We start from the raw sequence: 10,935 nt of genomic DNA, 5'->3' as shown, positions 1-10,935 counted from the left end.
CGCGCTACGCGATGCGGTCCGCCATGTTCAGGTCATTCTGAAGTAAAAACTTCAGTTTAGGGACTTTTCGGGTTTTCCGCTGGTGTAATCTCGGACAACAGGCGTCTCAACTCGGGTCCGATGCGCTCGATTTCAGCGAGATGGATGCTTGATAATGCCGCCAGCCGTTCTTCTCCCAGTTCGGTCAAGCTCAACAGTACCCGCCGACCATCGAGCTTGTCGGCGGCACGTGTCACGTAACCAGCACGAACTAGCCGATTTACTAACTCTACCGTGCTGTTGTGATGCAGGATAAGGAAGTCTGCCAGGTCTGCGATGCTCGCACTACCGGCGTTCTGTGCATTCTTAATGCCCAGAAGTGCCTGATGATAGCGTGGCGTCAGCCCAGCGACGCGCGCAGCGGTTTCACTGAAGGCCAGAAATTGCCGCAGCGCATAGCGGAACGCAGCAAGGGTCCGGTAATCCCGATCAGTTAGGTTCGGCTGGGCCATGAAATGTCCTATTGCATTTTCGTAGACCACTGGGAATCACCGGTGAACGATATAATCAGCCGAATTCCTCATTTCCTAACTGCGAGATGGGCCATATCGAACCGCGAGCAAAAAACCCATCGCTATCTCAGTCTGGGAGACTTTTATTACCCGGCGACTGGTGCCGTTGTCGGTATTCGCGCTGTTTGCTACCATCCTCTCTTTGTTACCGATGGTCCTGATTGAAGTCCAAATTATTAGTGCTGGCACGCTTGTTGCCTCGTAGATAGCACAGTGTTAGCCGCTGATCGCAGCTGAGAACGAAATCTTTATCGTTGGCTGCGTATACGCCCGCATGACGGCGGAGTTTGCCGTGGTTGCCACCTCGCACGCGATGATTTCCCGATTTTGTCCCTACTTCCCCTACCTCGTACGGCGATCAATCGGCGATTGCTTTGTGCATGTTGATATAGATCAACGACGCTTACGGTTGGTCCCGCTTATATCGTTTCACGATACATATCGCGGAGCTCGCCCGAGATGTCGATACGAGTCCGACTAGTCTACCGACAGGGTGCCGCACGCCGTTTCCGCAAGCTGTCTTGGAGGCTCCAGCCATGAGTTACTTTCTTGATCGCATGACGTTTTTTCGCCGTAAACCCGAGACCTTCGCCGATGGACATGGGATCACTACGCGTGAGGACCGCACATGGGAAGATGCTTATCGCGGACGATGGCAGCATGACAAAATCGTTCGCTCCACTCATGGCGTGAATTGTACGGGTTCATGCTCATGGAAGATCTATGTCAAGGGCGGTATCGTTACGTGGGAGACCCAGCAGACCGACTATCCGCGGACGCGACCGGACATGCCGAATCACGAGCCGAGAGGCTGCCAGCGAGGAGCGAGCTATTCCTGGTATCTCTATAGCGGCAATCGCCTAAAGCATCCGATGGTTCGTGGCCGGTTGATCCGTCGCTGGCGTGCCGCGCGCCAAAACCTTCCGCCGGTCGCCGCTTGGGCCTCGATCATGGACGACGAAGTTGCGCGTCGCGATTTCCAACTCGTACGCGGCAAGGGCGGCTTCGTCCGCGTCACTTGGGATGAGGCGAATGAACTCATTGCGGCCGCGAATGCCTACACTATCCGTCGTTACGGGCCGGATCGGATATTCGGTTTCTCGCCGATTCCAGCGATGTCGATGGTGTCATATGCGGCTGGTTCACGCTATCTCTCGTTGATTGGTGGTGTCAACCTCAGCTTCTACGATTGGTATTGTGACCTGCCTCCAGCCTCACCGCAGACTTGGGGAGAGCAGACTGACGTTCCGGAGAGTGCCGATTGGTTCAACGCCGGCTATGTCATCCTCTGGGGTTCCAATGTTCCGCAGACCCGCACACCGGACGCGCATTTTTATACAGAATCGCGGTATCGTGGCACCAAAAGTGTCGTTGTTTCACCGGATTACAGTGAGGCATCGAAATTCGCAGATCTATGGCTCCACCCAAAACAAGGTACCGATGCCGCTTTGGGCCTGGCGTTAGGCCATGTCGTGCTTCGGGAATTCCATATCGATAACGCCGATCCTTATTTCACCGATTATTGTCGCCGGTATTCCGACCTGCCTTTCCTCGTTCGCTTAGTTCGGCAGGGCGCGCATCTGGTGCCCGAGCGGTTACTGCGTGCATCAGATGTCGTAGGCGCACTCGGCGAGGCCAATAATCCAGAATGGAAAACACTTGCATTTGACGAACGAACCGGTCACCTCGTGGCACCGCATGGCACGTTGGGATTCCGTTGGGGCGAAGACGGCCGCTGGAACCTTGAGGAAAAAAGCAGTGACGGAACCAATGTGCGCCTTGCACTTTCAGCCGCCGGCGCGGCGGACGGATTTGAGGAAGTTGCGTTTCCTTATTTTGGCAGTTCCAGGAATGCACATGTCTCGGGCACGGATCATCAGGATGTCCTTGCTCGCCGATTGCCGATCCGCAGAATCGCGGGGGTTGAAGGCGAAATGCTCGTCACGACCGTATTTGATCTGCTTGCAGCCAACTACGGGCTCGATCGGGGTTTCGGTGGCACGAACGTGGCGACAAGCTACGATGACGACGTACCCTACACGCCTGCTTGGCAGGAGAACATCACGGGTGTGCCCCGCGATCGGGTGATTGAGGTCGCACGCGGATTTGCTGAGAATGCGGCCAAGACGCACGGTAAATCAATGGTGATCCTCGGGGCGGGGTTGAACCACTGGTATCACATGGACATGAGCTATCGAGCGATAATCAATCTGCTCGTGCTTTGCGGTTGTGTTGGCCAATCGGGTGGCGGTTGGTCGCATTATGTTGGGCAGGAAAAGCTGCGTCCGCAGACTGGCTGGTTGCCGCTCGCGTTCGCTCTCGACTGGCAGCGGCCCGCGCGCCAGATGGCCGGAACTTCGTTTTTTTACGCGCATACCGATCAGTGGCGGTACGAGACGCTTGAAATAAGCGATCTACTGTCACCGACGGCACCGGAAGGCGATTGGTCGGGCGCGCTTATGGATTATAATCTTCGTGCGGAACGACTGGGCTGGCTGCCCAGCGCGCCGCAGCTTCGTGCCAACCCGCTTGACCTCGCTGCCGCTGCCGAAGCAACGGGCCAGCCCGTGCCTGACTATGTCGCTGGGCAACTCGCGAGTGGTGACTTGCAGTTCGCTAGTCAGGATCTTGACCATCCGGACAACTGGCCGCGCAATCTATTCGTCTGGCGCTCGAATCTTTTGGGTGCTTCGGGAAAAGGCCACGAATATTTTCTGAAACATCTACTCGGAACATCTCATGGCGTCCAGGGTAAGGATATCGGAACACGGGGTAGTGGCACGAAACCGCGCGATATAATCTGGCACAACAAGGCGCCAGAGGGAAAACTGGACCTTCTGATAACGCTGGATTTCCGGATGTCTACCACCGCATTGCATTCCGACATCGTTTTACCTACGGCGACTTGGTATGAGAAAAACGACCTCAATACATCGGACATGCACCCCTTTATCCACCCGCTGTCCGCGGCGGTTGATCCTGCCTGGGAGTCACGCAGCGATTGGGATATCTACAAGGGAATAGCAGAAGCGTTTTCGCGTATCGCACCCGAAGTGCTCGGGCGCGAACGCGATGTAGTGCTCGCACCGATGATGCACGATACGCCTGGCGAACTCGCTCAACCTTTCGGTGTGAGCGACTGGACGCGCGGAGATGGCCGGCCGGTTCCAGGCCTGACAATGCCGGAAGTGAGTCTAGTCGAGCGCGATTATCCGAATGTCTACCGAGCCTTTACCTCCCTCGGGCCTCTGCTCGACAAATTTGGAAATGGCGGCAAAGGACTGAACTGGAACACACAGGAGGAAGTTGATTCTCTTGGTCACCTGAATGGAACCGTAAGCGAAGGTATGGCGGCCGGCCGGCCGCGAATTGAAACCGATATCGACGCAGCTGAGACGATCATGATGCTGGCACCCGAAACCAATGGTGCGGTTGCAGTTAAGGCGTGGGAGGCGTTGACGGTTCATACCGGTCGGGAACACGTTCACCTAGCCAACGCACGCGAGGATGAAAAAATCCGTTTCCGCGACATTCAGGCGCAGCCGCGCAAAATCATTTCTTCACCGATTTGGTCTGGGGTCGAAAGCGAGCATGTCAGTTACAACGCCGGTTACACCAACGTGCATGAGCTGATCCCATGGCGAACTCTGACTGGACGTCAACAGATCTACCAGGACCATCTCTGGATGCGCGCTTTCGGCGAGGGCCTCTGTGTTTGGCGGCCCCCGATCGACACCCGTAGCATCAGTCCGATGATCGAAGAGCGCAACGCCAACGGCAAAGATCTCGTGCTCAATTTCATTACGCCGCATCAGAAATGGGGCATCCACAGCACCTATACCGATAACCTCCTAATGTTGACGCTTAATCGCGGTGGACCGGTGGTCTGGATCAGTGAAATCGACGCGAAAACCGTAGGCATCGTCGATAACGATTGGATCGAAGCCTACAACGCGAATGGAGCTCTGGTTGCCCGCGCCGTGGTGTCCCAGCGCGTGCCGGAAGGCATGACTCTCATGTATCATGCTCAGGAAAAGACCGTAAATACCCCCGGCTCCAAACTCACGGGACAGCGCGGCGGCATCCACAATTCGGTGACGCGAACCGTCCTGAAGCCGACTCATATGATCGGCGGCTACGGTCAACTCGCCTATGGCTTCAACTATTACGGCCCTGTCGGCTCAAATCGTGACGAGTTCGTCATTGTCCGCAAACTCGACGAGGTGGACTGGCTCGATCAACCCCTCGAAGTCGCAAGAAGGGAGACTGTATCGTGAAGATCCGCGCCCAGGTGGCGATGGTTTTGAATCTCGACAAATGCATCGGCTGCCACACCTGTTCAGTGACATGCAAGAATGTCTGGACTTCTCGCGAAGGTGTTGAATACGCGTGGTTCAACAATGTCGAAACTAAACCCGGCGTCGGCTTTCCGCGCGAATGGGAGAATCAGAAGCGTTGGAACGGCGGCTGGCGGCGCTTGCCCGATGGTACAATCCAGCCTCGTATCGGCGCGAAATGGCGAGTGTTAGCCAATATTTTTGCCAATCCAGACCTCCCTGAGATAGACGATTACTACGAGCCTTTCACCTTCGACTACGAACATCTTCAATCCGCGCCAGAAATGCAGACTGCCCCGACTGCTCGGCCACGCTCGCTGATCAGTGGCGAGCGGATAGAAAAGATCGAGCGTGGTCCAAACTGGGAGGAAATCTTGGGCGGTGAATTCGAGAAGCGCAGTGCTGATTCGAATTTCGAGGGCATCCAAAAGGAAATCTACGGTCAGTTCGAAAACACCTTTATGATGTATCTGCCACGATTGTGCGAGCACTGCCTGAATCCTACCTGTGTTGCTGCCTGTCCATCTGGAGCTATCTATAAGCGCGACGAGGATGGTATCGTGCTAATTGACCAAGACAAGTGCCGTGGTTGGCGCATGTGTATATCAGGTTGTCCATACAAAAAGATCTATTACAACTGGAAGTCAGGCAAATCCGAAAAATGTATTTTTTGCTATCCTCGCATTGAGGCCGGTGAACCCACGGTATGCTCGGAGACTTGCGTGGGCCGCATCCGCAATCTCGGTGTGGTGCTCTACGATGCCGACCGGATCGAGGAGGCCGCCAGTGTCCCCGAGCCCCAAGATTTGTATGAAAGCCAAATGTCGATCTTCCTCGATCCGAACGATCCGGAAGTGATCCGCCAGGCGCGCGCCGATGGTGTGCCGGAAAACTGGTTGGTGGCGGCGCGCCGCTCCCCGGTCTGGAAACTCGCAATGGAGTGGAAGGTCGCGTTCCCACTTCATCCCGAATACCGCACACTGCCGATGGTCTGGTATGTGCCGCCGCTCTCGCCGATCACCGCTGCGGCAAGTGTCGGCGCCATCGCGGAGCGCAACGGCATGCCTGACGTACGCAGCCTTCGGATACCGTTGCGGTATCTAGCCAATCTTCTGACAGCCGGTGATGTGGCGCCAGTGGAGCAGGCGCTGGAGCGGATGCTCGCAATGCGGGCCTATATGCGTGCCAAGACGGTGGACGGGGTTATCGATGAGTCAATCCCCCATCGTGTTGGCCTGACTCACGAACAGATCGAGGCCATGTATCAGCTGATGGCGATCGCCAATTACGAGGATCGTTTTGTGATCCCTTCTACCCACCGCGAAGCCGGTGAGGATGCGTTCGACCTGCGCGGCAGTTGCGGTTTCAGTTTTGGTAATGGCTGCTCCGGCGGCATAACGAAGCCTAGTCTATTCGGCACACCCAGCCATCGGCCGGTGCCGATTGCGCCGGAAAACGTGTGAGGTCCGACATGCGTATCTTCAAAATTCTTAGCTTGCTTCTAGCTTACCCGGATCTCCAGCTTCAGGAGGCCGCGGCGGATATTACGCTTTTATTACGTGAAACAACGGCGCTGCCAAGCAATATTGCGCCAAGGTTAGCCGCGCTTGCGGAGCGTATCGCCAAAGACGATTTGCTCGATACGCAGGAACTCTATGTTAAGTTGTTTGATCAGACGCGGTCGCTCTCGCTCTATCTTTTCGAACACGTTCACGGTGAATCGCGTGATCGAGGGCAGGCAATGGTCGATTTGCGGACGCAATATGAGGACCACGGACTCGAGATGCAACCGGGCGAACTGCCAGACTTTCTTCCCCTTTTTCTGGAATTTCTCGACGTCGTCGGAGATAATGAGGCGCGCGGTTTGCTTGATGAGATCAGTCCGATTGCAAGATCCCTGGCCGGGCGCCTCGCAAAGCGTAAGAGTGATTATGCTGCGGTGTTCGATGCCATTATCGCGCTGGCGCCGCAGATTGCGCCAGACATTACCTCAGCCTCACCCGAAGATGAACCCGCCGATGTACGCGATGCAAACTGGGCGGAGTCACCGGTCCAATTCACCGCGTCTTCTATTCCCATTGTTCCATGTGCTGGAGGTCAATCATGAGCGGCTGGATCAATACGGCTCTTTTCGGAGTATATCCATATATCTGTCTCTCCGTTCTGCTTGTTGGAAGTCTGATCCGCTTCGATTACGGCGCCTACACTTGGAAGAGCGATTCCTCACAACTGTTGCGCCGCGATCGGTTACGGCTGGGTTCGAACCTGTTCCATTACGGCGTCCTCATTGTAATCGGCGGCCATTTCGTCGGCTTCCTTATGCCGGACTGGGCGATTTCGTGGCTGATTAGTCCGGCGCAACACGAATTACTGGCAATGGGTGTCGGTGGCTTGGCTGGAGCCATCGCGATCATCGGCCTGACCATCCTGATCCACCGTCGCCTTACCGATCCGCGGATTCGACACAATAGCAGGGCGTGGGATGTAGCAATCGTGCTCATGCTCTGGTGCCAGCTTGCTCTCGGTCTGCTCACTGTTCCGATCTCGGCCGAGCACATGGGGGGCGGGGTGTTCGAACAACTCGTGACCTATGTGAAGGGAGTGGTCACATTCCAGCCTGATGTGGCACGGCTTTTGAAAGGCACACCACTAATCTACCGCGTGCATATTCTTCTAGGCTTCACGATCTTCCTAGTCTCTCCGTTCACGCGGATGATTCATATATGGAGCGCGCCGGTCTGGTATCTTGGGCGACGCGGCTATCAGATCGTGCGGACGCGTCATCCGGCGCCGTCCGTAGTGCGGGAGACGCGGCAATGACCGCAGTTCTGTCCGAAGAACTCATCGCCCGCGAACTTCAATACCATCCCGCCGCCACACAAAAAGAAGCTTGGCACCGGGCGGAACTGGCATTGCGCCTGCGGTCGGCGCTGCTCGAAGAAGCGCATCGCCTCGAGCTTGTTCCAGATAATAACGGATCTCCTGTGCGCGAGACAGAGGAGGAAAACCTTATCCGTCAAGTTCTCGAGCGCCATGTTCGCGTCAACGATATTTCAGATGAGGCGTGTCAGGCCGTGTTCGATAACCGCGCCAAAATGTTCCGTAGCCCGAGCCTTTTTCAGGCGGCGCACATCCTAATTGCTGCCGACATGACCTCGGTGGATGCCCGCCGCCAAGCCCGCCAGATCGCCGTGCGTATTGGCGCGATACTCGCCGACCAGCCTGCTCGATTTTCGGATCTCGCCCGTGAATACTCGACTTGCCCGACTGCATCCGAAGGTGGTTGCCTCGGTCAGGTGAGCGTCCGGGACGTAACACCCGAGATTGCAAACATGCTGCTCGCCATGACGCCGGGCACGATTTGTCCTGTCCCGGTTCCCTCTCGGCACGGCTACCATGTTCTCAGACTGGACGAGCGTGAAGATGGACGGGATCTTCCGTTCGAGATGGTGCGCGAACTGATCCGCGATCGATTGCGTGAAGAAGCTTGGCGCGCCGCTGCTCAGCACTACGCTGCCACCCTCCTTGGTGATGCTCAACTAAAGGAAATTAGTTCATGAGAGACCAACATAAGAATGGCTTGCAAGACCTTCCTGCGTTGCGCGGCAGCCCGAGCCATGCACTATTCGGTGCCACGATCGGTTTCTTCATTGGCTTCGGGGCCGTCTCGCTGTTCGGGCCGACGGCTCATAGTTTTGTCAAGGTGATGCATCTATCCCCCGAGCAGGTTGGTTTCCTGGTTGCTATTCCAATGCTTACTGGGTCGCTCCTACGCATCCCCTTCGGCGCCTGGGTCGACACGACGGGTGGCAAGCTGCCGTTCCTGATCCTGTTAATGCTTTCGGTGATTGGTATCGGAGGTCTCTATTATATGCTGCTGACATTTTATCCCGATCATCTTGGCCAAAATCTTTACCCTCTGCTGCTGCTGTTTGGTGCGCTGGGCGGTTGTGGCATCGCAACATTTTCGGTTGGCATCGGCCAAGTGTCTTACTGGTATCCCAGGAAAAAACAGGGCTGGGCTCTCGCGGCCTATGCTGGGTTCGGAAACACTTCGCCTGGTCTGGTCGCCGTCATCTTGCCGCTAATGATTGTTTTCTTGGGCTTATGGGCGGCCTATCTGGTCTCGCTCGCGATCGTCTTAGTAGGAATCGGATTATATCTCAGACTCGGTTACAATGCACCTTTCTTTCAATATCAGCATGCTGGACTCTCCCGTGACGAAAGCAGGATTGCAGCCGAACGCGCTGGACAGGAGCTGTTGCCGCAGGCGAGCGCGCTACAAACGCTTAGGCAGGCAGCAGCTGAATGGCGCACATGGCCGCTGGTAATCCTCTATTTTACTACTTTCGGCGGTTTCCTAGCTCTAACCGCGTGGTTTCCGATCTATTGGCAGAGCTTTTTCCGTACCACGCACTGGACTGCGGTGCTTTTGACGGCAAGCTTCTCTCTGCTCTCATCATTGATTCGTGTGCCTGGCGGTAGTTGGGCTGATAGGTTTGGCGGTGAGACGATAGCCGCGCTTTCCTTGTTGGTCCTACTCATAGGTGCAGCAATTATGACTCTCTCCAGTAGTTTCGTAATGTCAATTATCGGTGAATTGCTCGTTGGAGCGGGTATGGGGGTGAACAATGCCGCCGTGTTTCGTTTGGTTCCGAATTATGTGCCACATGCGGTTGGCGGCGCAGCCGGTTGGGTCGGTGGACTCGGCGCGCTGGGCGGCTTCGCAGTGCCTCCGATACTGGGTTATGTCGTTGCGATGATGGGCGCTGTTGGGTACGCACGGGGCTTTGCCGTTTATGTTGCGTTGGCCCTCGTTAGTCTCGTCTTAACTGGTGTATTGAGAACTGTGATACGAGATGATCGTCAAGTCTTTGCTAGCCCGGACTTCTCAGTGCGCTCCGACGGCTCATAATACCCCTTCCGAGGCTGACTCTTGATCGAGGGGGATTCCCATCGCGACCGAAATCGGATTCGATACCCTGATGCGACGATTAGAACGACGGGAGTATCTGATGGGCGCGAAGTTGAAAATTATCCGAACGGACCACACGAGCGCTGAATGCGGAAAGGGTGACGGACGGAGGCACATGACACAGAGACTCCCCTGCGCCGAATCGGTGCAAGGAAAAAATGAACGGTTACCCACATTTTCGCCCCTCTTACGATTCTATTCGGCTACATGTAAAATTTCCGACAGATTTCTACGACCGGTCTGTTGGAATCGATCTCCACCGAAAGATACCTTGGGCCGATCAGAGTTTTTTATGTTCGACAGTTGATCGAAATGATCTGATGGCTGAACGCACGGGCCTATCCACCGCTCAAGCCACAGTTGGTAGCTAGCCCTGATCGACCCCGACCTTGAGATCAACGAATGGCTTGCCGAAGGACGAGCCGAAATCCAGGCAACACGGTAAGGCGACAGCAGGTCAGATTTAGATTTTGCTTCGCTTGGTGACCGGCTTTTTCTGGGGATTTGCCTTCGGCTTGGACGAAGGTTCTTCCACGGTCTCCGCCGCAATGGCAGAGGAGGGCGATGGATCATTTTCAGGTGTCGCTACGGTTTCGCTGACGGGCGGTGCTGCTCTCGATTTTACCAATTCCGCCTGAAGCGTTTTGATCTGGGCGCGGGCTTCGGTCAGAGACTTGCGATCAGCCTTGTTCTTCAGTTTCAGGGCGCTGTATGCTTGTTCCAGCTGTTCGACCCTGTCCCGCAATTCCTGGACAGACAATTTCGGTTTTGCCGGCGCGGTCATCGGCTTAGCCGGGGGCTTCTCCGGCTGTTTCGGCGCGGCTTTCGCAGGAACCTTGGCAGCAGCCATTTGCACTTTCGTGGATGAGGCATCCGCCTGCCCGGAAGCAGATGCCTTTGCCGATGGTTTTGATGATCCCTTGATAGGCTTGGCCATGCCGATTTCCTCTCGATCGATTTTTATCCGACGTAACGCAAAACCAGAAAAATGAAAGAGAAAAGAAGACAACACGGAATAAGAGAAGCGGCTACCGCACCCGTCTCGGCCGGCAAGGGGTAGGGCCTCGCCATG

8 protein-coding genes are annotated in these 10,935 nt (G+C 55.7%); 6 read left to right on the top strand and 2 right to left on the bottom strand.

Features of this window, described 5'->3' with window-relative positions:
- Positions 1–56: 56 nt before the first annotated feature.
- Positions 57–491, bottom strand: a complete 435-nt coding sequence (locus ACP5E6_RS13645; RefSeq protein WP_427954855.1) for a MarR family winged helix-turn-helix transcriptional regulator — start codon at positions 489–491, stop codon at positions 57–59.
- A gap of 596 nt (positions 492–1,087) precedes the next feature.
- On the opposite strand from ACP5E6_RS13645, the gene ACP5E6_RS13640 reads away from it, so the two are divergent.
- From ACP5E6_RS13640 to ACP5E6_RS13615, 6 genes are read left to right on the top strand one after another with little or no spacing between them, the layout of a single operon-like run.
- Entirely contained in the window at positions 1,088–4,828 is a 3,741-nt protein-coding gene (locus ACP5E6_RS13640) for a nitrate reductase subunit alpha (RefSeq protein ID WP_427954853.1), read from the top strand.
- The gene (gene narH / locus ACP5E6_RS13635) at positions 4,825–6,351 is read left to right on the top strand and encodes a nitrate reductase subunit beta (protein ID WP_427954851.1); all 1,527 of its coding nucleotides are present in this window, start codon (positions 4,825–4,827) and stop codon (positions 6,349–6,351) included. The genes ACP5E6_RS13640 and narH overlap by 4 nt, the downstream gene beginning before the upstream one ends.
- Before the next feature lie 8 nt (positions 6,352–6,359).
- Entirely contained in the window at positions 6,360–6,995 is a 636-nt protein-coding gene (gene narJ, locus ACP5E6_RS13630; RefSeq protein ID WP_427954850.1) for a nitrate reductase molybdenum cofactor assembly chaperone, read from the top strand.
- The gene (gene narI / locus ACP5E6_RS13625) at positions 6,992–7,708 is read left to right on the top strand and encodes a respiratory nitrate reductase subunit gamma (protein ID WP_427954849.1); all 717 of its coding nucleotides are present in this window, start codon (positions 6,992–6,994) and stop codon (positions 7,706–7,708) included. The genes narJ and narI overlap by 4 nt, the downstream gene beginning before the upstream one ends.
- On the top strand, positions 7,705–8,448 hold the full coding sequence (locus ACP5E6_RS13620; RefSeq protein WP_427954848.1) for a peptidylprolyl isomerase: 744 nt from the start codon (positions 7,705–7,707) through the stop codon (positions 8,446–8,448). The genes narI and ACP5E6_RS13620 overlap by 4 nt, the downstream gene beginning before the upstream one ends.
- The gene (locus ACP5E6_RS13615; protein ID WP_427954847.1) at positions 8,445–9,803 is read left to right on the top strand and encodes an MFS transporter; all 1,359 of its coding nucleotides are present in this window, start codon (positions 8,445–8,447) and stop codon (positions 9,801–9,803) included. Before ACP5E6_RS13620 ends, ACP5E6_RS13615 begins: the two co-directional genes overlap by 4 nt.
- Before the next feature lie 523 nt (positions 9,804–10,326).
- Here ACP5E6_RS13615 and ACP5E6_RS13610 read toward each other — a convergent pair.
- On the bottom strand, positions 10,327–10,935 hold a 609-nt coding region (locus tag ACP5E6_RS13610), incomplete at its 5' end, for a hypothetical protein (protein ID WP_427954845.1).

Source organism: Acidiphilium sp., from assembly GCF_049977125.1.
Lineage (GTDB): Bacteria > Pseudomonadota > Alphaproteobacteria > Acetobacterales > Acetobacteraceae > Acidiphilium.
This window is presented reverse-complemented; position numbering and strand designations above follow the sequence as displayed.